The sequence below is a fragment of the Alysiella filiformis genome, from assembly GCF_014054525.1.
In the GTDB taxonomy this organism is placed as follows: domain Bacteria; phylum Pseudomonadota; class Gammaproteobacteria; order Burkholderiales; family Neisseriaceae; genus Simonsiella; species Simonsiella filiformis.
Genome location: NZ_CP059564.1, coordinates 696,148 through 717,091 on the forward strand (window position 1 = coordinate 696,148; position 20,944 = coordinate 717,091).

Consider the following 20,944-nt stretch of genomic DNA (forward strand, 5'->3'; position numbering starts at 1 on the left):
TTGGGTATTTTGTAGCTTAATTACAGTTTAGTGGGGTTTTCAGGCTGCCTGAAAAACGGAAAATGGGGTAATTTGGGGCGATATTATACCGAATTTGTGTTGTTTTTGTAAGATTGTTACTTGTTGGGGTGGCGCAATCGTTGTGTGCTGCCGCCTTTTGAGAGTGGGTGTGGCGGCGATACGCCACGTTTCGCGCTCAAATGCACAGGGCTTTCAGGCTGCCTGAACGATTTTTGTTGTGTATTGTTAGGCTGCCTGAAAAACCTTGCCTACCATAAACCTTTACCGCCAAGCACAAAAACCGTTAAAATCACTTTTTTAAAAGATTTGCCTCGCACTTTAAAAAGGAATATTCACAATGAAACGCCCACATTTCCCTTATCCCTCAATGATTGCTGCTGTGCTGTTGGCGGCAGGATTAAGCGGTTGTGCCGCAGGCATTATTGGCGGTGGCGCGGCTGTGGCTTCGGTAGCCGACCGCCGCAGTGGTGGCTCGCAAGCCGATGATGAAGTGATGGAACAACGCATCAAATCCAAAGCGCAAGCCTTGCTCCGCAAAAACAGCTACATCAATTATACGCCTCATGTGGCGGTTACCAGCTACAATCGCCGCATTTTGCTGACGGGACAGGTTGCCAGCACAGCCGATAGCCAGCTTGCCGAACAAATTGCCCGCTCGGAGCAAAGTGCTTTGTCGGTTTACAATTATATTACGGTTAGCCCCATCAACCGCTCGGTGGTTGATGTGAGCAACGATACTGCCATTACGGCTCGTGTTCGCGCCAATTTGTTGGGCATCAGCCATGTGGTTTACCCTGGTCATGTGAAGGTGGTAACCTATGGTGGCATTACTTATGTGATGGGCATTTTAACCCCCGCTCAACAGGCTGCCGTTACCCACCGTGTGAGTACCACCGCAGGCGTGTTGCGCGTGGTAACGCTTTTTGAAGAACACAAATCCGCTTATTAAAACCCAATATGGGGCAAGGCGATTGTTTTGCGCCATGTGGGGTCGTGATGATTAACGCAGCATTCAGGCTGCCTGAAAACGAAATACCCAATTATTATGTCGTATGAATCAGAATCAAAATTAACTTTCGGCAATATTTTGCTTGGTTTGCTGCTGTTGGGCGTGGTGGTGGTGATTGGCTTGATTGTTTTTGTTTATTTTGCCCTCACCAAACAAAGCAACAACAAAAACACCATTTTGCCAACCGATGCGCCGCCTTCGCAAAGCATAGACCGTTTGTCGCCAGATGGTCGGGCTTTGCCTTCTGTGCCTCGCGCCCAAGCCTCGGGGGAAAACGCCAAACCCAAAACGGCTGCCAATGCCACCGACAACACAACGGCAAACAGCCATGGCGATAAAATTGCCAAAGAACTCAATGGCGACAACGCGGCAATCAATGCGCGTGATGTTGCCATTGCCCCCGAACGCCCAGCCCGAACAGAACGCCCCAAACCGATTTACAAACCCAAACCCAAACCTGCCGTTGCCAACAACAATGACGCAGATTCGGCAAACAGCGAACGCAATACGGGCGAACGCACCCTCACACCCACCAACAAAATTGCAGGCGAACGCACGCTTGAACCCACCAACAAACCGCGTTTTGTGCCACGCAGCGACAGCACATCTGGCGAACGCCCCATACAACCCAGCAACCGCACCAACACATCGCGCAGCACACGCAATGATGATGCGTCAAGTGGCAGCCGCAGTTCAGGCAGCCGCAACAGCGATTCGTTTGCTGAAAAACCATTGAAACCGCTCAACAAACCGCGTTCCAATGGCGGTGGCGACAATATTGATAATTTATTTTAAAAAAATCACAAAATGGGGTTTCAGGCTGCCTGAACCCCCTTTTTGACCCGAATGCCCCTTTTCATTCGGGTTTTTGTTTGATGATAATGTGATATGCAAACCCAACGTTACGCGCTCATTTTGTCGTATGACGGCAGCCAATTTTTCGGTTGGCAAAAACAAGCCCAAGGCATTGCCACCGTGCAAGCGGCTTTGGAACACGCACTCGCGCAAATTGCAGGCGAACCCATAGACACCACCACCGCAGGGCGCACCGACACGGGCGTACACGCCACCGCACAGGTGGTGCATTTTGATACCCATGCTCAACGCCCCATCAGCGCGTGGGTACGCGGTGTGAATGCCCATTTGCCCGATGGTGTTGCGGTGTGGCATGCCCAAGCGGTTGCGCCGCATTTTCATGCGCGATTTGATGCGTTTGGCAGGCATTATCGTTATGTGTTGCAATCTTCGCCTGTGCGTTCGCCTTTGTTGATGGGGCGCGTGGGCTGGACGCATTATCCCCTTAATCTGGACAATATGCGCCAAGCCGCCCAGTTATTGTGTGGCGAACACGATTTTTCCACGTTTCGCGCGGCGGAATGTCAAGCCAAATCGCCTGTGAAAACCATGTATCAAATCACGCTTTCAGGCAGCCCCCATTTCATCAAAATGGATTTTCACGCCAATGCGTTTTTGCACCACATGGTACGCAATATTGTGGGTGCGTTGGTGTATGTGGGGGCAGGGCGATTGACGGTGGCGCAATTTGCCGAAATGTTTGCCCAACGCAGCCGTTTACGCGCACCGCCCACGTTTATGCCCGATGGTTTGTATTTAACTGGGGTGGATTATCCGCCTGAATGGGGTGTGCTTCGGCAGCCTGTACCCGAATGGTTGTAGCTGTTTGATTTTTAATAAGGAAAAACATCATGCAAGACAAAATCAATCAAATTCAAGATTTGTATCGCCAATGGCAACAGTTGCAGCCCAAGCTGGCACAAGCGCAACAAGATTGGCAACAAAGTTGCGCCATCATGCAGCAACTCAACGATTTTTATTTTGACGGCGAATACCGTGAATTTTACGAAGCCATTGAAAATGGCGCAAAAGTGGATTTGACCACCCAAGGCGAATACAGCGTGATGAGCGAAGACGCTTTGTGGAACGCCTTTCATGAACATCAACACATGGCGTGGCAACGTTTGCGTTCGGCAATGGCAGAGCTTGACCCTGAACAATAATTGGGCGTTTCAGGCTGCCTGAAACCTTCTTCCCCCACAAAAAACAGCATGGAAACATCATGACCACACACAATGTAGATGCCACCGAAATTGAAAAATTCAGCAAACTCGCCGACAAATGGTGGGACAAAACAGGCGAATTTAAACCCCTACACGACATCAACCCTTTGCGTTTGGACTACATCAACCAACACGCCCATTTGCACGGCAAAACCATTGTGGACGTGGGTTGTGGCGGCGGCATTTTGTCGGAAAGCATGGCAAAGTATGGTGCCGCCTCCGTGTTGGGGGTGGACATGGCAGAAAAATCCTTACAGGCAGCCCAACAACACGCGCAAGCCGAAAACATTGCCAATGTATCCTACCGTTGTATCAGCGTGGAAGATTTGGCAGCGCAAATGCCACACAGTTTTGACGTGGTAACGTGCATGGAAATGCTGGAACACGTTCCCCAGCCTGAATCCATCATTCGCGCGTGCGCCAAGTTGGTCAAACCAGAGGGTTGGGTGTTTTTTTCCACCATCAACCGCAATGCCAAATCCATGATACACGCCATTTTGGGCGCGGAATATGTGCTGAATCTCGTTCCCAAAGGCACACACGATTGGCACAAATTCATTACCCCAGCAGAAATGGCAAGAATGTGTCGTTTGGCAAACCTGAACGTGCATGACGCGCGTGGCATGGGCTATAACCCCTTAACGCGCCATTATTTTTTGCAAGATGATGTGTCGGTCAATTACATGCTGGTGTGTCGCCCAATGGCATGAAAAAAGTTAGGCTGAAACCTTTGCCAAACTCGGTTTGCAAGGGCAGATTTCATATTTGCCCTGTTTAGACTTGCAGAAATTTTTATTTTTGGGACGCCATGTAGGGTGCAACTTGTTGCACCAAGTCCATGTTTTATCAGGAAAATGGTGCAACAAGTTGCACCCTACACTTGTCCTATTTTTACATAAATTGAAAAGAGGCGGATATGAAATCCGCCTCTACATCAGTTTAAAAGTAGGTTTTACAAAAATTTCAGGCTGAAACTTTTGCAAAACTCAATTCGTAGGGGCAGATTTCATATCTGCCCTTTTTTCAATTTATTGATAACGCGATTTTGGGATAAAAGTGATTAATCAATTTAAGTCACTTTGCTCCCTCTCCCTGTGGGAGAGGGCTGGGGAGAGGGTATGCTGCTCAACAAGCCCTCTCTCCAACTCTCTCCCATAGGGAGAGAGGGCGGGTTTGTTGGCAAATTGACAGTGACTTATCCCGAGTTCACGTTATTGATAAAAATAAAAATTTCTGCAAGTCTAAACAGGGCAGATATGAAATCTGCCCCTACAAACCGAGTTTTGCAAAAATTTCAGGCTGCCTGAATATCGGTTTCAGGCAGCCTTGGATTTGATGGCGCAATCAATGTGCGGTGGGTTTATCCGAATGGCAGTTGGTGCAATCGGTGCCACAATAATCACGTCTGGCGCGAGTGAGCAAATTTGCCAAAGCCTGTTCCACTTCATTGGCGTGGGCTTTGAAATCGGAACGCAACATGCCTACCGCGTCCAAAAATTCGCCACGCTGGTGTTTGACCAAAATGGAGCCAGCGCAACGTTGAAAACGCGCATGAGCCGACATCAATTCGCCATATTCGGTAAATTGAATCAATGCCTTACCCTCATTGTGCAACCATTGTTCAATGGTGGACATCAACAGGCTGCCCACAGCCGCAGGGTTGTAATCGCAGGATTTTTTTTCGCGCATGATTTGTTGTACTTTTTCGCACCACGCGCGGTATTCGCCATGCACAATCGCCAATTCGGGAAAACAATCGTTTTGTAATACATTGATTTTTTCATGCACATTGTTAAAAATGATTTCACTTTCTACCACGGGCGCAGCCGTTTTGGGTAATGATGGCACAATGGTAATGGAAATCAAAGGTTTGGTATCTTGTTGTACCGCTACGGTTTGTTCGTGTGAAACAAATTTTTGTTTGAACCAATCCATAAGTTTCATGACATTATCCTTCAAGTAATAAGGTGTTTGTTAAGCTGCTTTTGATTTTTGATATGGGCGTTATTTATATCGTTAAAATGCTAATTGTGCAATCTTTTTTTGTGTCTTTGCTCATCATTTTAGGCTGCCTGAAAGCGAAATCAACACAAAATTTAACAAAAAATGCTGATTTTTAACGAATATGGGAAAAGGTTGTGATGATAATAAATTTTTTGAATGGCACTTTTGTAACAAATTTGCCACAAAAATCCCACCCCATTTTGAATCAAACAGGGGGTGGGATTTTTGATGAAGGGCGCAAAGCGGACTGGCACAGCCCAAGCAAGCGCAAAACGAAGGGTCATTTATCCTGATAAATCGCACCAAGCGCGGGCTTGCGCCATATCCCAATGAATTTGCTGCTGTAATGTTGCCAAATCGGGAAATTTGCGTTCATCGCGCAATTTGTGCAAAAAGGCAACTTCCAAACGTTCGCCATACAAATCGCCTGAAAAATCAAACAAATGAACTTCAAGCTGGCTGCGTTTTTCTTGCGACACGGTGGGGTTGTAGCCCAAGCTCGCCACGCCATGTTTCACACCAAAGCTGCCTGTAACGGCAACCACAAACACGCCATTTAAAGCATAACGGTGTGGCGGCAAATGCACATTGGCGGTGGGGCTGCCCAGTTGTCGCCCCAATTTTTTGCCGTGTTTCACATGACCGCTCAACACATAATCATGCCCCAAAATCTGTTTGGCTTTGTCCAAACGCCCCTGTTGTAGGGCTTGGCGCACGGCGGTGCTGCTGGCGCGTTCGCCTGCAATCAAAATGCTGGGGGTTTGTTCGGTAACAAAATCCGTTTGTTGCGCGAGCAGGGCAAAATCGCCCGTTCTGCCCTTGCCAAAACGAAAATCATCGCCAATGAGCAAATAGCGCGTGTTGAGTTCGCGTCGCAAAATGTGTTCAATAAAATCGTGGGCATTTTGATTGGCAAATTCGGGATTGAAACGCAACACGCGCACGGCATTCAGGCAGCCTGTTTGTGCCAAAAGCCGCAATTTATCGCGCAGGGGCGTGAGCCGCAAACTGGGTTCGCGCCCCAGTTGTTGGCTGAAAAATTCGCTGGGTTGGGGTTCAAAAATCACCGCCACACTTTGCAAGCCACGCGCTTGGGCTTCGTGTGCGAGGCGTTGCAAAATGTGATGATGCCCCAAATGCACGCCGTCAAAATTGCCAATTGTTACCGCGCTGGCGGCGAAAATGGGCTGTGTGATGTGCCCCAAGCAAATATCCATAAAACCGAATCCGTTTGAACAAAATGGCATTATTTTAACGATTTTATAGGCTGCCTGAAATGTTTGCTGTAAAATAACGCGCTTTTTACGCAATATTTTTTCTGTGTGGTTATTATGGATTTTCGTTTTGACATTATTTGGGAATACCGCCAGATGTTCCTTGATGGCGCGTTGCTGACTTTAAAATTGACGGCAATCGCGGTATTTGGTGGTACGATTTTGGGTTTATTTGGTGCATTGGCGCGGATTGTGCGTTTTGAAAAAGGCGGTTTGCCTGCCAAAATTTTGACGTGGATTTTGCGTACCAGTTCATTGATTTACGTTACGCTGTTTCGCGGTACGCCCTTGTTTGTGCAGATATTTATTTGGCACTTTGTGTGGTCGGTTGCGCTGATTAACCCCAACGATGGCTGGCTGATTAGTGGCGATTTGGCAGCCGAATTGCGCCGCAACCACGGGGCATTGATTGCGGGTACGCTGGCATTAACCGTGAATGCAGGCGCATACATCACCGAAATTTTCCGTGCAGGCATTCAGTCCATAGACAAAGGGCAAATGGAGGCGGCGCGTTCATTGGGTTTGACCTATGCACAGGCGATGCGTTTTGTGATTTTGCCGCAGGCTTTGCGCCGCATGCTGCCGCCCATTGCCAACGAGTTTATCACGCTGTTGAAAGACAGCTCTTTGGTATCGGCGATTGCGGTGGCGGAATTGGCGTATGTGCAGCGCACCATTTCAGGTCGCTATTCCATTTACGAAGAGCCGCTTTACACGGTGGCAATCATCTATTTGCTGATGACGATTTGTTTGAGCTGGCTGTTTGCCGCTTTGGAGAAAAAATACAATCCCATCCATCGTCATTAAGCTGATTGATAAAAAAGGGCAGATTGAAACCTTTGCAAAACCCATTTTTCAACGGACGTAGGGGCGGATTTCCGCCCCTTTTTCACTTGATACATTTAAAAATAGGACAAGGGTAGGGTGCAACACCTTGCACCATGGGTTTTATAGCTAACCAAAACTAAAACCACTACAATATTAAATTTATCATGGCTTACTCCCAAGACTTACGTAAACAAATCCTAAAAAGCGTTGCAAGCGGCATGACGATACGTCAAGCCTCCGCATTTTATGGCATCAGTACACATACCATTAACCAATGGAAACGAAATGGGATTGAAAGAAAAAAACGTCAATTCAAACCATTAAAAGTTAATCATGAAGCATTATTAAAAGATGTTGAAAACTACCCTGATGCCTTCCAATACGAACGTGCCAAGCGTTTGGGTGTTACCGCAAGTGCAATTTGTTACGCACTCAAACAGCTCAAAATTTCAGTTAAAAAAAGACGTGCCAACACCCAAAACAAGAACCAGAACAGCGAAATCAGTACCATTTAAAATTGCGTTTTTACAAAAAAATGGGCTATCAAATGGTTTATATTGATGAAAGTGGTTTTGCACACAAAAGGCTATGCCCTGATTGGGCGGCGTTGTTATGCGACTTACGATTGGCAAATACGTAAACAAACCAATGCAATAGGTGCATTGTTAAATGGGCGTTTGTTTACAGTTGCTTTGTTTCATCATACGATTAATCGTGCGGTTTTTATTCAATGGTTAAAAGAAGATTTAATACCAAAATTGAATAAAAAGAGTGTGTTGATTATGGATAATGCTCGCTTTCATGTCGGTGAAGAGATTCGTCAATTGGTGGCACAAAGTGGGCATAAGCTGCTGTATTGACCTGCATACAGTCCTGATTTGAATCCTATTGAACAATACTGAAACCTTTGCCCCCCCAAAAATCCTCTCAATTCTTTGGTAGAGAGAATTTAGAGGATTTTTGGGGGGGCAAAGGTTTCAGCCTGATGATGGTTATTTAAAAACGCCATGCTCACTCTTTTTTGAAATTAACAGTTTTATTTGAAATCATTTTTCAAGTAAATTAATGATAAAAAAAGTTGAATATCGCATTTATCATGCATTCTTTTCTGATTTCGCGAATGATTTTAATACATAACGTGGGCGTTGCTTGGTTTCTATGTAAATACGTCCAATGTACTCACCCAAAACACCAATGCTAATAAGCTGTATCCCGCCTAAAAACAAAATACATGCCAATAACGATGGATAACCCTTAACATCATTTCCCCACATTAGTGTACTGACAATGATCCATAAACCATACAAAAATGCACTGCCTGAAAATACCAAACCCACATACGTCCAAATTCGCAAAGGTACAGTAGAAAAACCACTGATGCCCTCTAATGCCAAATTCCACAATTTCCAACCATTAAACTTGGTTTGTCCTGCCACACGTTTTGGGCGATGATAGCCAACAATAGCAGTATCGCCACCCACCCATGCAAATATGCCTTTCATAAACAGATTTCTTTCAGGCAAAACAATCAAGGCATCCACCACAGAACGTGATAATAAGCGAAAATCACCCACATTTTCTTCAATATGGATATTGCTCATTTTATTGTGTATGCGATAAAAAAGATTGGCACTCCATCTTTTAAATGGGTGGTCTTCACTGCGGTCTATGCGTTTTGCCAGTACCATACTGGCACCTGCTTGCCAATGAGCAAGCATTTTGGGAATCAATTCAATAGGGTCTTGCAAGTCAACATCTATGGGAATCACTGCTTGACCTGTCGCGTGCTCTAACCCTGCAAACAGAGCAGACTCTTTACCAAAATTGCGTGTAAAGTGCAGTGTTTTAACCCATTTATCTTGTTGAGCGAGCTGATTTAATAGTACCTCGGTTTGGTCGGTACTACCATCATTACAAAACACCAATTCAACATGATAATCGTGTAAAGGCACATATTCACGAACAGTTTGATAAAATAACGGTATGCTATCCTCTTCATTAAAAACAGGAATAACCAAAGAAATCACAATACTCATGATGAATTTCCTTTACGAAAAACCAGTTTTTTTGCACCCAAAAACCCCAATATCACACTCAATACCATAAAAAAAGGTATGGCTAACCACGATGTCCATGCCAAATAATCCACAAGCCAACCTGAAAATATCGCCAAACTGCCCATCCATGCCACAAATGCCATATAAGACGACAGGTTTTGATAAGATTGTTGAAATGTCCATTTGGCATTTGCCCAATAACTAAATGTAGCGGTAGAGAAAAATGCCATACCATTTGCCCATGTGGCAGACACATCATTTGCAAGCAACAAACCAAATACCACAACATGAATTAAAGTATTCAATATCCCAATGAGTGAATAGATTCCAAACTGTTTGAATATCATTTTATTTTTCATTACCCCATAATAACCATGTACCATGCTGTGCAACCAAAACCTTATTTTGGCAACTGGGATTTTGTTTAAGCCAGCTTTTAACATCATCTATCGGATTATCCACCACTCGCATAACCAAATAATCATAAATGCTGCAATCTAAAATTTGGGTTAAATTTCCTTTTACTGCACCACGATTTTTCTTGTAATTGGGATAAATTTCTTCTGCTTTTAAACGCACAATCATCGCGGGTGATGTCGCAAAACTAAAATCCACCCAGCCGTGTTTTTCTGCTTGATACCACTGTGCAAAATGGAGATAGTTTCTATCGGTGGTAATGCTAGAATCATGGCGTGAAGCTTCATCAAACAAAAACATGGCACGTTTGTTTGGCTGCATGTCTTGTTTGGTTTTTTCAAAATCAAGCCTGATGTTGGAGTATTGAAACTGTACATTATCATTGTGATTTTTATATAAAATAGCCAAGATACTTACCATAAAAAATACCGTAGCCACTTGTGCGATATTATAACGCCCACCACGCAAATCTGTATTGGGTAGCCAAATTAACGCATAAAAAATCGGTACAAATATTGCAAATCTTTGATATAAAAAGGCAGTCTGAAATGCAATATGTGGCAATGCATACCAAATAATCAAACAAGCAATCAATGGTACATAAAGTTGCCACTGACGACTTAATCGGTATCCCATAAAAATCGGCAAAATCAGCACACCATAAAATGCCAGATGATAATGATAAATATCATTCATGTGCCAAGGCAAATACAGCAATTCTTGTGTTTTCCACAAAAAGGGATGTTGCTCAACATAACCTATTGGATAACCTTCAAAAAATGCAGGGTCAGGTTTTAAAATAATTCTTACCAGTATGATGGCAAATAATAGAAATACGCCAGTAAAATAAAAACGTTGTTGCCAATTGTGTTGCTTAAATGATGCCAAAAAATTGCAATACGCCACAAAACAAAAAAATGCAAAACCCAAAATATGGCTAAAATACAATAAAACACCCCAAGCAAAAACGATTGCCAACTGTTTTGGTTTGTGGGTTTCAAAATAATTTTTACACGAAATTAAAAAGAAAATACCAACAGGTACACTCATCATAAAACTGACAAATCCCCACTGATATGCAAATCCAAAAAAACAACTTAACGCCAAAAAATCCAATAGTTTATCTTTGCCATAAGCCAAACGTAGCTGTCTGATACTGATAACATACAAACAAAAAACAACCACCATCACCCACTTAGAAGCAGTGCTGATGTCCATAAACTGATAAAAAAACCACCATAATAAATAAGAGGTTAAATAAGGTGTATCAAAATTGGTAAATACCATGTTTTGCCAAACACTTTTTCCTTTGGTTAAATCATCCAAAGTTGTAACTTGTGCGGCATGTTGTGGCAAGTCAATTAAGGGTAAATAATCAGGATAAAGCAAAAAAATCAGACAGCTCAAAACCAAAACACCCAGTAATTTGGTTTGAGATTTGGGAGAAAAAAGTGTTTGCATAATTTTTTAATCTTATGATTTTAATATTGATTTAAGGTTTTTCTGCCAAACAAAAAACGGTTAATCCCGCCAATTTATTCCATTTTTGAAATGGGATTTCCATTTGGGAAGCCGTTAACAGTATGGCATTTGTTAAAGGGTGGTGTTTGACCAATTGGGATTTGGTTTCTTTTTTTGGAAAAATGCGTTCAAATAAACGCATTGTTAGTGCAATTGGGAAGACCGCCCCAAAATAATAATGGTTTTGAATGATATTTAAGCCTGATGATTGAACAGTTGCTGCCAAATGCTGGCGTGTATAACGGCGATAATGTTCCAAGAATACATCATGACTGCTCCACAAAAATTGAAATGCAGGCACTGAAATTAAAAATTTTGTACCACTTGGCACTTGCTCAACATAGGTTTTTAATAAACCCACGTCATCTTCAACGTGCTCCAACACATCCATCATTAAACATAAATCAACAGGTGCAATACCTGCCTGAGCCGTATCCAAAATAGACCGTCTAAAATACAGAGGCTTTCCTGAATGTGTGTCATCATATTCAGTTGGATAACTGATATCTACACATACACCTACTTGAACATTAGAATGCTCGAGCAGATAGCGAGAGAAATAACCAGACCCAGCACCCACATCAAGTACTGTTTTTGCTTGAACATTGTGCAAAATATTTTGCATAGCACGAGCTTTGGCGATATAGTACCAGTGTTTATTTACATCATCACCTAAAATATCACTTTCTTTTAAATCCATAATATACATCTCCATAAATAATTAATTAACACGAGTAGTACTTAAATTTTACGCGAACTCGGGATAAGAAACGGATTAACATTTTGTTTTAATACAAATTTTTCCGCAGAAGGGATACAAACCTCCACAAGGCAAGTCATTTATTCTCATTAACCACCAATTTATCAACGCTATGCTCAACTGTTTTCTGAAATTAACTGGTCTATTTGAAATCATTTTTTCATTTATTTTTAATTCAAATTAAAGATGTTTCAATTAAATCAATTCAGAAAAAAGAGTTGAGTATAGCGTTGATTCAGTAAAACTCATTGGATTTGCAAGTGTGTTGATGAAAATCAATCAGACAAAACAATCATGATTATAAAGTCATGCTGGGTGTGCTTGCCAGTTGATTGTGCAACCAACGCACCGCTTGCGCCAATTCGCCCGCCATCAAACCAATCGGGCCGATTTGCATTTGCGCCAAAATGTCTGCTGCCGCACCGTGCAGCCACACCGCAGCAGGCACCGCCTCTTCCGCCTCCAAGCCTTGCGCCAACAAGCTGCCAATGATGCCCGACAACACATCGCCCGAACCTGCCGTTGCCAAGCCCGCATTGCCCGTTTCATTCACTTGCAAAGCCCCACGCGCCGATGAAATGACCGTTTCATGCCCTTTCAGCACCACCCACGCACGGTAACGCGATGCCAATTCACGCGCCGCCCAAGAGCGGTTTGCCTCCACCTGCGTTACGCCCGTGTCAAGCAAATGCGCGGCTTCGGCAGGGTGTGGGGTCAGCACCAAATCGGCACGTTTGGTGGGATTGAGCTGCTTGGAAATGTCCACCAACAAATGCAGCGCGTCTGCGTCCAACACCAATTGTGGTGTGCTGCTGTTCCAAATGGCTTTGAGTAATTGACCTGCCGTTTCATTGCGACTCAAACCACAGCCCACCACCCAAGTATCCACAATTTGATGGTGTGTTTTGAGGACATCAACCGCATAATCCACCATCAATTCAGGGCGTGTGGGAAAAAACGGCACAGGATTGGGATTTTGATTCAAGCCCACCAACACTTTGCCACAACCCGTTTGCAAAGCCGCATCGGCAGCCAAAAAAGCCGCACCAACCATGCCTTTTGCCCCACCAACCACACAAACCGTGCCACAAGTGCCTTTGTGGGCATCGTGGGGACGCGGTTGGCAAAGCGTGGGGAAATTTTTTTGAGCATATTTACGCAAAGCATCAATGTTGATGCGATGTTGTAGGGGATTAAACATAAGTTCTGTCTTTCAAATCTGACTTTTGCGTCATTTTAACATAAAATCAAGTGATTGTGATGAGCTTGCAAGTATTTGTTTTTGCATTGACAAAATGGTTTCACCACCATTCAGGCAGCCTGAAAGTGCCGATAATTGTCATATTTTGCTGATTTCAAGCAAACGCATTTAAATTAATTTTAAAAATAAGCAATTAAGAAAAATGGCGATTTTTTACACCGATTGGGCTTGACGCAAAACACAATGGCGCGTACAATTCAAATCTTTCATTGGGTCGTTAGCTCAGTCGGTAGAGCAGCGGACTTTTAATCCGTTGGTCGAGCGTTCGAATCGCTCACGACCCACCAAATTTCAAAAGCCTGAACGTTTTGTTCGGGCTTTTTTGCGTTTCAGGCTGCCTGAAAATGTGAAATTTTTGATTTTACGCCGATTCCACCTCAAAACCAAATGCGCGGCACACATTTTGCCAATCTTCATCAACTGGCGCGTGAAATTGCCGCATTTCGCCCGTTTCAGGCAGCAAAAATTGCAAACTTTGCGCGTGCAACAACAGGCGCGTGTTGCCACAAAATTGTTGCACCGCCTTGTTTTGCCGCAAATCGCCGTGCGTGGTGTCGCCCACAATGGGGTGGAAAATGTGTTTCAAATGACGGCGAATTTGGTGTTTGCGCCCCGTGTGTGGCGTGATGTGCAACAGCGAATAACGCGAACTGACAAAACGCGGATTGCTGCTAAACGGCAATTCGGTACGCGCCAAGGTACAATAATCGGTGCGCGCAGCTTGGGCTGGCTTGTTGGGATTGCTTAATTCATCTGCAATATCATCAAGTTGTACTTTAAGTGGATAATCTATGCTGCCTGAATCTGCCGTCCAACCGCGCACGATGGCAAGATAGTCTTTTTGGATTTGCTGGCTTTCAAATTGTTGCACCAACAACCGCGCGGTGTCGCTGTTGAGCGCAAACAGCATGATGCCCGAAGTGGGACGGTCTAGGCGATGTATGGGGTAAACGTGTTGCCCAATTTGGTCGCGCAGGGTTTGCATTAAAAATACGGTTTCGTGTGTGTCCAGCCACGAGCGGTGTACCAACATGCCTGCGGGTTTATTGACGAGCAGCCAGCTGGGGTTTTGATGAATAATTTGTATCATAGTTTTATTTTATATTTGAATTTTTCATGTTTCAGATTTTGCCAAAAGGCAGCCTGAAACGCCATTGGATTGATTTTATCAACTTGATTTGGAAAACACCATGAGCCAATATGTGATTGAACCCATGAATCTGGTCGGTTTGCCTGTGCGTGGCAGCCAAGCGCAATTTCCTGTGCGCCGCGTGTATTGCGTGGGGCGCAACTACGCCGCCCACGCGCGTGAAATGGGCGCAGACCCCGAGCGTGAACCACCTTTTTTCTTTTGTAAACACAACGACATGCAATCCATTTTGCCCGTGCCCCCCCAAGGCGAAGTGGCAATGCCCTATCCCAGTTTAACGCAAAATTTGCATTATGAAGTGGAATTGGTCATTGCCATTGGCAAAGGCGGTGCCAATATTCGCCCCGAAAACGCTTTGGCGCACATTTATGGCTATGCCGTGGGCTTGGACATGACGCGCCGCGATTTGCAAGCCGCCATGAAAAACGCAGGTCGCCCTTGGGAAATTGGCAAGGCATTTGATTTTTCTGCACCAATTGGTGCGATTTGCCCTGTTGCCGATTATGTGGGCGACATTCAGGCAGCCGAAATTCGCTTGAATGTGAATGGCGAAACCAAACAACACAGCAACATCAGCCACTTAACGTGGAATTTGGCAGAAACGATTGCCAAATTGTCGGAATTGTTTGCTTTACAGGCAGGCGACTTGATTTTCACTGGCACACCCGAAGGCGTGGGCGCGGTGGTTCAAGGCGATGTGTTGCACGGCAGCATTGCGGGTTTGGACGACATTGTTGTGAAAATTGCATAAATCAATTCAATTTGATGAACAATCATCTCAAAAACCATTTCAGGCAGCGTTCCAGCGTCCCACAAACGCTGAAAAGCTGCCTGAAATCACACTTGCAACCAAAATGTAACGGGCCCATCGTTGCACAAATGCACCTGCATATCGGCAGCAAATTGCCCTGTTTGGGTGGGGATTTTTTGGGCGGCTTGCTGGCAAAAATGGGCATACAAATCACGCGCCAAATCGGGCGGTGCAGCGCGTGAAAAACTGGCGCGTGTGCCACTTTTGGTGTCTGCCGCCAAAGTGAATTGCGACACCACCAACAGCGCACCACCTGCTTGTTGCACATTCAAATTCATTTTGCCATTTTCATCGCTAAAAACGCGATAATTCAATATTTTATCCAATAATTGTTTGGCTTTTGCCGCGTCATCGCCTTGCTCAACGCCCAGCAAAACCAGCAATCCTGTGCCAATTTCGCCCACGGTTTCATCGTTGATACACACTCGTGCTTCGCGCACACGCTGAATCAGACCTATCATATTTTTTGACCTTAATTTCTATTCATCAACAAAAATTTCTATTAAAATCGCCTCATTTTGGCGTGTTGGTTTATGGATACCCCCATTATTTTACTGCTTTTAACGGGTTTTGCAGCAGGTGTGATGGACGCTGCGGTGGGCGGCGGTGGTTTGTTGCAGTTGCCTGCCCTATTTGGCTTAATGCCAAGCAGCACGCCCATTGCCACGGTTTCAGGCAGCAATAAATTGGCTTCCAGCTTGGGGACGGCAATGGCGGCGCAACAATATGTCCGCAAAATTGCCGTGCCGTGGCGCATGTTGCTGCCTGCGGCGGTGTTGGCGTTTGGCGCGTCTTATTTGGGCGCGAAATGGGTGGCGCACATTCCCGTGCATTATATGAAACCTGCCATGTTAATCATGATGTTGCTCATGTTGGTGTACACATTTTGCAAAAAAGATTTGGGGCAAATCGCCCGCAACACGGCATTGACATCAAAAGAATGGCGATTGGGTTTGTTGTTTGGCGCAATCATCGGTTTGTACGATGGCATTTTGGGACCGGGTACAGGCAGCCTGTTTACCTTTGTGTTTGTGCGTTTTTTTGCTTATGATTTTTTGACCGCCACCGCGTCTGCCAAAATCATCAATTTGACCACCAATTTTGCTGCCTTAACTTTTTTTCTGCCACATGGCTACATTTTGTGGCATTGGGCGGTGCCTTTGGGTGTGGCGAATTTGTTGGGCGGCGTGGTGGGCGCACACTTGGCAATGCGTGGCGGCACACGCTTTTTGCGTTATGGGTTCATGATTTTATTGTGTATTTTGATGAGCAAATTTGCTTATGATACCTTCACAACCTTAATGTAAATCATCAAAATATTTTGGGAGAAAGAACATGATACGCGAAATTCAAACCTTTTTAAGCATTTGCCACAGTGGGACGTTTGCCGCCGCCGCCGAGCAACAAGGCATTACCCAAAGTGCCGTGAGCGCGCAAATCAAAAATCTGGAAAAACACTTGGGCTATCCCCTGTTTGACCGCAATCGGCGCGGTGCGGTGTTGAGCGAACAAGGCGAACGTGCCTTGCCCATTGCCCAACAAATTGGCAATTTGTTTGCACAAATGTCTTTGACCGACACGGCAAACGCGCTGGCAAGCAGCCTGAAAATGGGCGTGCAAACTTCATTGCAAAGCACCGTATTGAGCCAGTTGCTGCCCCATTTGCCCGACAGCACACGCGCATTTGTTGCGCCACAAGCGGCCTTGTTGGACGATTTGCGCCACAAAAATTTGGATGTTGCCATTTTGGTGCGCCCCGATGCGCCTTTGCCTGCCGATTATGCGGTGCAAACTTTACACACCGACCCGTGCGTTTTATTGAGTTTAGACGATATTTCATCGCAAAATCATCAAGATATTTTATCCACTCGCCCTTTGTTGGCATATGATGAGGCGGCGTTTGGCAATGCCTTGTTGCTGCAATTTTTCAGGCGGCACACGGCAGTTGCGCCACTTTTGAGCAGCGATGATGCCCACACGCTGATTTTGCTCATCAAACAAGGTTTGGGCGTGGGCGTGTTGCCGCAAAGCTGCCTGAATCATGCCGATTGTGCGAGTTTGTACACATTGTCCGTGCCTGTGTCGCGTGAATGGGTGGCGGTCAGCTTGCATGAAAATGCACCCCAAGCGGCAAGGTTGGCGCAAACGTGGCAACAAGCTGTCGCGCCCAGCACCGTGCGCAGTTGGCAGCAATCGCACAATGTGAAAAGCGAGACATTCAGTTTAAGTAATATGCGCGTGTCGCCTTATTATCGCGCCTAAAATCACAAAAGGCTGCCTGAAATGTGTTTTCAGGCAGCTTTTTTCTTTGTAAAATCAAATGCGTTGGCAAGTCCTCATGACTTTCATGTCATCAATTTCTACTTCTACTTGAAATAGCTTATCATTTAAGGCAATGATTTTGCCACGAAATACTTCATCATCAAATTTACTCAAACTGTCTAACAATTCTTTTTTCATTTCAAGCACTTCGGGATTGTTTTTTTCAAACGCTTTTAACAATCTGCGCGTGTTTTTGTTTTCAATCGGCACGAGTTTGACAATCGGTTTGGCGGCTTGTTGTTCAAAGAAATGTGCACCGTCAATGCGCCATTTGCTTTGCGTTTGTGCTTCAAATTGCCATGCCAAATCTTTTTCGCTCAATCGCACGGTTAAAATGCCTTTGTCGCGGCTGGTGCCATCAGCGTGATAATCTATGTCAAAAGCATAATCCATATTTTCTTCAAATTGCGCGTGGCAATGCCATTTTCCCACCAACGCAGCCGCATCGTATTGGGGTGCGGTTGCGGTTTGTGGCGCGGATTGGGTCGCACAAGCTGCCAAACCCAATGATAAAATCATTGAATAAACAATCTTATTTAACATCGTTTTTCCTTATTGAAATCGTTTCAGGTTGCCTTTTACTGCCCTACAAAAAATAAAGGTTATTTCCATTTTATTCAATGGGCTAATCTTTTCAGACTGCCTGAAATATTTGTTTAAAACGAAACCGTTCAGCGTTAATGTATTTGGCTTACTTTTTTAAAAAGTAAGTCGCCGAAGGCAAAAAACCTTTTTGTCGGGTAGTGAAAGGCTGCCTGAAAAAGATTGGGATGTGATTTTCCACCCCAAAATCATCAATCTTTCAAACGCATTTCTGCTGCACGAGCGTGTGCGGTCAGCATTTCGCCATGCGCCAACACGCTGGCGATTTTGCCCAATTTTTGTGCGCCATCTTCTGAAACTTGAATCAGACTGCTGCGTTTTTGGAAATCATATGTTCCCAATGGCGATGAAAAACGCGCGGTGCGGCTGGTGGGCAAAACGTGATTGGGGCCCGCGCAATAATCGCCCAAACTTTCGCTGGTGAATTTGCCCATGAAAATCGCGCCTGCGTGGCGGATTTTTTTCGCCCATTGTTCGGAATTTTCTACTGATAATTCAAGGTGTTCGGGCGCGATGTAGTTAGCGACTTCGCAAGCCTCGTCCAAATTGTCCACCAAAATCATCGCGCCACGATTGTTCAGGCTGGCTGAAATGATGTCGCGGCGTGGCATTTCTTCAATCAATTTGTCCATGCTGTTTTGCACTTCGTCCAGATAATTCTTTGATGTTGAAATGAGAATGGCTTGTGCGATTTCATCGTGTTCGGCTTGGCTAAACAAATCCATAGCCACCCAATCGGCTGGCGTGCTGCCGTCTGCGATGACCAAAATTTCGCTCGGGCCTGCCACCATGTCAATCCCGACCACGCCAAACACGCGGCGTTTGGCGGCTGCAACGTAGGCATTGCCCGGCCCTGTGATTTTGTCCACTTGCGGCACGGTTTCGGTGCCATACGCCAAAGCGGCAATCGCTTGTGCGCCACCAATCGTGTAAACCTGCGTTACGCCTGCGATGTAGGCGGCTGCCAACACAATGTCGTTGCGCTCGCCTTTGGGCGTTGGCACAACCATGATGATTTCGGGTACGCCTGCAACGTGGGCGGGCATGGCGTTCATCATCACGCTGCTGGGATATGCCGCTTTGCCACCGGGGACGTAAATGCCCACGCGGTCTAATGGCGTGATTTGTTGTCCCAAAAGTGTGCCGTCTTCATCGGTGTATGTCCACGATTCTTGTTTTTGTTTTTGATGATAGGATTCAATGCGTTGAGCGGCTGTTTTCAGGGCATTTTGCACGTTTTCAGGCAGCCTGAAAAAGGCTGCACGCAAATCGTCTTGCGATAAAGTCAAATCTGCCATGCTTTGCGCGTTTGTGCCGTCAAATTTGTTGGTGTATGCCACCACCGCCTCATCGCCGCGCTGTTTCACATCGGCACAAATGTCGGCAACAATTTGGTCAATTTTCGGGTCTTGCGCGGTTTCAAAGGCGAGCAGGTTTTGCAATTCACTTTGGAAATTGGGGGATTGTTTATTTAAAAATTTCATGATTTGCTTTCTATTGATTAAAAAATAATGATGAATTTTCAAGTAGCTTTTTCGTACACGACAAAAATCTTTGGGCTGCCTAAAACCTATCCCCTCCCCCGTCTGGCGGGGGAGGGTTAGGGTGGGGGTGGTTCGTGGATTTTTTATCAAAATTCATTTGTTTCTACCGATTTGCCCCCACCCTAGCCCTCCCCCGTTGGAGACGGGGGAGGGGACAGATTTGTGGTCATTACCAAAATTATCGTGTATTTTCAGGCAGCCTGAAATCAATTTACCGTAACATTGCCCACAATGCGGTTGCCATTGCCATGGTCGCGCAACATTTTTTGTGGCGACAATTTGTGGATTTTATTGTTTTCAATCAGATTATTATCGGCAAAATCGCGGTTATCGCTGCTGCTGCCAAAGGCATAGCCCGAATCGGCTTCGCAATAGCTGCGATTGCCATTTCGCGCCCCCAGCCACACGGCTGGCAGTTTGCCATTGTATTTGCGATAGAAAAACACATTGTTGCGCACGGTGTTGCCGCTTGGCGTTTGATGGCGGATTGTGCCACCTTCGCCACAATTACGGTAAAAATAAATGCCGCCGCGATTGAGCGATGAAAAGCGATTGTTTTCAAACACATTGTTGGCTGAACCGTCTATGGCGATGAGTTCGCGGCTGGCGGTTTGGGTGTCTATGGTGTTGTGGGTAAAGTGGTTGTTGCCACTTTCTGCGTCCAAATAAATGGCAACGCTGCTGCTTTTGCCCGTGATTCGGCTGCCTGAAACGCGCACCCCATTCACCCCTGGTGCAAGATAAAGCGGCACACGATTTTGCCCGATTATCGTCATATTATTCAAGTGTATGGCGCGTGGCGCGGCAGCTTGGGCGCGTTCGGTATGCCCTTGTTGTTGCGAAGACAGTTTGACTTTTTCCGCTTCACCATTTGCGCCCATGCCCAAAATCCGCACCGAACCGTGTACGCGACAAGCATTGAGCGCAATGTTTTCGGGGCGCGACCATTGTCCATTGGCGTGTTGCACCGAACGAATCACCACGCTGTCGCCGCCTTGCGTGTGGGTGGGCGCGATGGTGCTGCCGTTGCAATGCAGCGCAACATCGCTGGCTTGGCTGCCTGAAAAATACAGGCGTTTGGAAACGGTGCTGTTGTGGGGCAAGTGGGCGGTGCATTGTACTTCCACGCTGTGATTTTGCGCGGTGGCTGGGGCAATGATTTCATCAATTTGCGCCGAATTGCACACCGCCGACCAAGCAGGCACACACGACATCAACAGCAAAGAAAACAGGATTTTGTTCATGTGGATTTTGTTTCAAGCTAAAATTCAATTATTTTAAACC

General features: G+C 45.5%; 23 protein-coding genes and 1 tRNA gene. 12 read left to right on the forward strand and 12 right to left on the reverse strand.

Features of this window, described 5'->3' with window-relative positions:
• The first annotated feature begins 358 nt into the window (after window positions 1–358).
• The 5 genes from H3L97_RS03335 (at window position 359) to ubiG (ending at window position 3,818) form a co-directional block, all read left to right on the forward strand.
• The gene (locus tag H3L97_RS03335) at window positions 359–970 is read left to right on the forward strand and encodes a BON domain-containing protein (RefSeq protein ID WP_097114430.1); all 612 of its coding nucleotides are present in this window, start codon (window positions 359–361) and stop codon (window positions 968–970) included.
• Between the two features lie 96 nt (window positions 971–1,066).
• Window positions 1,067–1,825, forward strand: coding sequence for a hypothetical protein (locus H3L97_RS03340; protein ID WP_097114431.1), 759 nt, complete (start codon window positions 1,067–1,069; stop codon window positions 1,823–1,825).
• Between the two features lie 93 nt (window positions 1,826–1,918).
• Window positions 1,919–2,707: a tRNA pseudouridine(38-40) synthase TruA gene (truA, locus tag H3L97_RS03345; protein WP_097114432.1), complete on the forward strand. Its 789-nt coding sequence runs from the start codon at window positions 1,919–1,921 to the stop codon at window positions 2,705–2,707.
• 29 nt (window positions 2,708–2,736) lie between these two features.
• On the forward strand, window positions 2,737–3,048 hold the full coding sequence (locus H3L97_RS03350; protein ID WP_097114433.1) for a DUF4298 domain-containing protein: 312 nt from the start codon (window positions 2,737–2,739) through the stop codon (window positions 3,046–3,048).
• Window positions 3,049–3,107: 59 nt separating this feature from the next.
• Entirely contained in the window at window positions 3,108–3,818 is a 711-nt protein-coding gene (ubiG, locus tag H3L97_RS03355; RefSeq protein ID WP_097114434.1) for a bifunctional 2-polyprenyl-6-hydroxyphenol methylase/3-demethylubiquinol 3-O-methyltransferase UbiG, read from the forward strand.
• A 634-nt stretch (window positions 3,819–4,452) separates the two neighbouring features.
• Here ubiG and H3L97_RS03360 read toward each other — a convergent pair.
• Together H3L97_RS03360 and ribF are read right to left on the reverse strand one after the other, a co-directional pair.
• On the reverse strand, window positions 4,453–5,052 hold the full coding sequence (locus tag H3L97_RS03360; RefSeq protein ID WP_097114435.1) for a hypothetical protein: 600 nt from the start codon (window positions 5,050–5,052) through the stop codon (window positions 4,453–4,455).
• Between the two features lie 344 nt (window positions 5,053–5,396).
• On the reverse strand, window positions 5,397–6,329 hold the full coding sequence (ribF, locus tag H3L97_RS03365) for a bifunctional riboflavin kinase/FAD synthetase (RefSeq protein ID WP_097114437.1): 933 nt from the start codon (window positions 6,327–6,329) through the stop codon (window positions 5,397–5,399).
• A gap of 114 nt (window positions 6,330–6,443) precedes the next feature.
• Here ribF and H3L97_RS03370 point away from each other — a divergent pair, with 114 nt between their 5' ends.
• From H3L97_RS03370 to H3L97_RS03380, 3 genes are all read left to right on the forward strand, one after another.
• Window positions 6,444–7,193, forward strand: a complete 750-nt coding sequence (locus H3L97_RS03370) for an amino acid ABC transporter permease (RefSeq protein WP_097114438.1) — start codon at window positions 6,444–6,446, stop codon at window positions 7,191–7,193.
• 185 nt (window positions 7,194–7,378) lie between these two features.
• Window positions 7,379–7,729, forward strand: a complete 351-nt coding sequence (locus tag H3L97_RS03375) for an IS630 transposase-related protein (protein WP_182073092.1) — start codon at window positions 7,379–7,381, stop codon at window positions 7,727–7,729.
• Between the two features lie 45 nt (window positions 7,730–7,774).
• Window positions 7,775–8,074 (forward strand): transposase, encoded by a 300-nt coding sequence (locus H3L97_RS03380; protein WP_182073093.1) that lies wholly within the window; start codon window positions 7,775–7,777, stop codon window positions 8,072–8,074.
• A gap of 234 nt (window positions 8,075–8,308) precedes the next feature.
• Here H3L97_RS03380 and H3L97_RS03385 read toward each other — a convergent pair whose 3' ends face one another.
• The 5 genes from H3L97_RS03385 to H3L97_RS03405 all read right to left on the reverse strand — a co-directional run bounded on the left by H3L97_RS03385 (window position 8,309) and on the right by H3L97_RS03405 (window position 13,170).
• Complete coding sequence (locus H3L97_RS03385; RefSeq protein WP_224446397.1) at window positions 8,309–9,250, reverse strand: glycosyltransferase family 2 protein; 942 nt, start codon at window positions 9,248–9,250, stop codon at window positions 8,309–8,311.
• Complete coding sequence (locus H3L97_RS03390) at window positions 9,247–9,717, reverse strand: GtrA family protein (RefSeq protein ID WP_097115022.1); 471 nt, start codon at window positions 9,715–9,717, stop codon at window positions 9,247–9,249. The genes H3L97_RS03385 and H3L97_RS03390 overlap by 4 nt, the downstream gene beginning before the upstream one ends.
• Window positions 9,620–11,149: a hypothetical protein gene (locus H3L97_RS03395; protein WP_097115023.1), complete on the reverse strand. Its 1,530-nt coding sequence runs from the start codon at window positions 11,147–11,149 to the stop codon at window positions 9,620–9,622. The genes H3L97_RS03390 and H3L97_RS03395 overlap by 98 nt, the downstream gene beginning before the upstream one ends.
• 31 nt (window positions 11,150–11,180) lie before the next feature.
• Window positions 11,181–11,909, reverse strand: a complete 729-nt coding sequence (locus H3L97_RS03400; protein WP_097115024.1) for a class I SAM-dependent methyltransferase — start codon at window positions 11,907–11,909, stop codon at window positions 11,181–11,183.
• 358 nt (window positions 11,910–12,267) lie between these two features.
• Window positions 12,268–13,170 (reverse strand): NAD(P)H-hydrate dehydratase, encoded by a 903-nt coding sequence (locus tag H3L97_RS03405; RefSeq protein WP_097115025.1) that lies wholly within the window; start codon window positions 13,168–13,170, stop codon window positions 12,268–12,270.
• 271 nt (window positions 13,171–13,441) lie between these two features.
• Between H3L97_RS03405 and H3L97_RS03410 the strand changes: the two genes are divergently transcribed.
• Window positions 13,442–13,517, forward strand: a tRNA-Lys gene (locus tag H3L97_RS03410).
• A 74-nt stretch (window positions 13,518–13,591) separates the two neighbouring features.
• Here H3L97_RS03410 and truC read toward each other — a convergent pair.
• On the reverse strand, window positions 13,592–14,320 hold the full coding sequence (truC, locus tag H3L97_RS03415) for a tRNA pseudouridine(65) synthase TruC (RefSeq protein ID WP_097115026.1): 729 nt from the start codon (window positions 14,318–14,320) through the stop codon (window positions 13,592–13,594).
• Window positions 14,321–14,420: 100 nt separating this feature from the next.
• Between truC and H3L97_RS03420 the strand changes: the two genes are divergently transcribed.
• On the forward strand, window positions 14,421–15,131 hold the full coding sequence (locus tag H3L97_RS03420; protein WP_097115027.1) for a fumarylacetoacetate hydrolase family protein: 711 nt from the start codon (window positions 14,421–14,423) through the stop codon (window positions 15,129–15,131).
• 86 nt (window positions 15,132–15,217) lie between these two features.
• Here the strand turns inward: H3L97_RS03420 and dtd are convergent, their stop codons facing one another.
• Entirely contained in the window at window positions 15,218–15,652 is a 435-nt protein-coding gene (dtd, locus tag H3L97_RS03425; RefSeq protein WP_097115028.1) for a D-aminoacyl-tRNA deacylase, read from the reverse strand.
• 72 nt (window positions 15,653–15,724) lie between these two features.
• Between dtd and H3L97_RS03430 the strand changes: the two genes are divergently transcribed.
• Entirely contained in the window at window positions 15,725–16,498 is a 774-nt protein-coding gene (locus H3L97_RS03430) for a sulfite exporter TauE/SafE family protein (protein ID WP_097115029.1), read from the forward strand.
• A 28-nt stretch (window positions 16,499–16,526) separates the two neighbouring features.
• Window positions 16,527–17,453, forward strand: a complete 927-nt coding sequence (locus tag H3L97_RS03435) for a LysR family transcriptional regulator (protein WP_097115030.1) — start codon at window positions 16,527–16,529, stop codon at window positions 17,451–17,453.
• 54 nt (window positions 17,454–17,507) lie between these two features.
• On the opposite strand, the gene H3L97_RS03440 is transcribed toward H3L97_RS03435, so the two are convergent.
• From H3L97_RS03440 to H3L97_RS03450, 3 genes are all read right to left on the reverse strand, one after another.
• Entirely contained in the window at window positions 17,508–18,056 is a 549-nt protein-coding gene (locus H3L97_RS03440; protein ID WP_143269203.1) for a hypothetical protein, read from the reverse strand.
• A 251-nt stretch (window positions 18,057–18,307) separates the two neighbouring features.
• On the reverse strand, window positions 18,308–19,600 hold the full coding sequence (gene hisD / locus H3L97_RS03445) for a histidinol dehydrogenase (protein ID WP_097115032.1): 1,293 nt from the start codon (window positions 19,598–19,600) through the stop codon (window positions 18,308–18,310).
• Between the two features lie 266 nt (window positions 19,601–19,866).
• Window positions 19,867–20,904, reverse strand: coding sequence for a right-handed parallel beta-helix repeat-containing protein (locus H3L97_RS03450; RefSeq protein ID WP_097115033.1), 1,038 nt, complete (start codon window positions 20,902–20,904; stop codon window positions 19,867–19,869).
• Window positions 20,905–20,944: the final 40 nt, after the last annotated feature.

What these genes read in the sequence shown, in the direction of transcription:
- H3L97_RS03335 (WP_097114430.1), top strand. Translation starts at nt 359, where the DNA reads ATGAAACGCCCACATTTCCCTTATCCCTCAATGATTGCTGCTGTGCTG.
- H3L97_RS03340 (WP_097114431.1), top strand. Translation starts at nt 1,067, where the DNA reads ATGTCGTATGAATCAGAATCAAAATTAACTTTCGGCAATATTTTGCTT.
- truA (WP_097114432.1), top strand. Translation starts at nt 1,919, where the DNA reads ATGCAAACCCAACGTTACGCGCTCATTTTGTCGTATGACGGCAGCCAA.
- H3L97_RS03350 (WP_097114433.1), top strand. Translation starts at nt 2,737, where the DNA reads ATGCAAGACAAAATCAATCAAATTCAAGATTTGTATCGCCAATGGCAA.
- ubiG (WP_097114434.1), top strand. Translation starts at nt 3,108, where the DNA reads ATGACCACACACAATGTAGATGCCACCGAAATTGAAAAATTCAGCAAA.
- H3L97_RS03360 (WP_097114435.1), bottom strand. Translation starts at nt 5,052, where the DNA reads ATGAAACTTATGGATTGGTTCAAACAAAAATTTGTTTCACACGAACAA.
- ribF (WP_097114437.1), bottom strand. Translation starts at nt 6,329, where the DNA reads ATGGATATTTGCTTGGGGCACATCACACAGCCCATTTTCGCCGCCAGC.
- H3L97_RS03370 (WP_097114438.1), top strand. Translation starts at nt 6,444, where the DNA reads ATGGATTTTCGTTTTGACATTATTTGGGAATACCGCCAGATGTTCCTT.
- H3L97_RS03375 (WP_182073092.1), top strand. Translation starts at nt 7,379, where the DNA reads ATGGCTTACTCCCAAGACTTACGTAAACAAATCCTAAAAAGCGTTGCA.
- H3L97_RS03380 (WP_182073093.1), top strand. Translation starts at nt 7,775, where the DNA reads ATGAAAGTGGTTTTGCACACAAAAGGCTATGCCCTGATTGGGCGGCGT.
- H3L97_RS03385 (WP_224446397.1), bottom strand. Translation starts at nt 9,250, where the DNA reads ATGAGTATTGTGATTTCTTTGGTTATTCCTGTTTTTAATGAAGAGGAT.
- H3L97_RS03390 (WP_097115022.1), bottom strand. Translation starts at nt 9,717, where the DNA reads ATGATGTTAAAAGCTGGCTTAAACAAAATCCCAGTTGCCAAAATAAGG.
- H3L97_RS03395 (WP_097115023.1), bottom strand. Translation starts at nt 11,149, where the DNA reads ATGCAAACACTTTTTTCTCCCAAATCTCAAACCAAATTACTGGGTGTT.
- H3L97_RS03400 (WP_097115024.1), bottom strand. Translation starts at nt 11,909, where the DNA reads ATGGATTTAAAAGAAAGTGATATTTTAGGTGATGATGTAAATAAACAC.
- H3L97_RS03405 (WP_097115025.1), bottom strand. Translation starts at nt 13,170, where the DNA reads ATGTTTAATCCCCTACAACATCGCATCAACATTGATGCTTTGCGTAAA.
- truC (WP_097115026.1), bottom strand. Translation starts at nt 14,320, where the DNA reads ATGATACAAATTATTCATCAAAACCCCAGCTGGCTGCTCGTCAATAAA.
- H3L97_RS03420 (WP_097115027.1), top strand. Translation starts at nt 14,421, where the DNA reads ATGAGCCAATATGTGATTGAACCCATGAATCTGGTCGGTTTGCCTGTG.
- dtd (WP_097115028.1), bottom strand. Translation starts at nt 15,652, where the DNA reads ATGATAGGTCTGATTCAGCGTGTGCGCGAAGCACGAGTGTGTATCAAC.
- H3L97_RS03430 (WP_097115029.1), top strand. Translation starts at nt 15,725, where the DNA reads ATGGATACCCCCATTATTTTACTGCTTTTAACGGGTTTTGCAGCAGGT.
- H3L97_RS03435 (WP_097115030.1), top strand. Translation starts at nt 16,527, where the DNA reads ATGATACGCGAAATTCAAACCTTTTTAAGCATTTGCCACAGTGGGACG.
- H3L97_RS03440 (WP_143269203.1), bottom strand. Translation starts at nt 18,056, where the DNA reads ATGTTAAATAAGATTGTTTATTCAATGATTTTATCATTGGGTTTGGCA.
- hisD (WP_097115032.1), bottom strand. Translation starts at nt 19,600, where the DNA reads ATGAAATTTTTAAATAAACAATCCCCCAATTTCCAAAGTGAATTGCAA.
- H3L97_RS03450 (WP_097115033.1), bottom strand. Translation starts at nt 20,904, where the DNA reads ATGAACAAAATCCTGTTTTCTTTGCTGTTGATGTCGTGTGTGCCTGCT.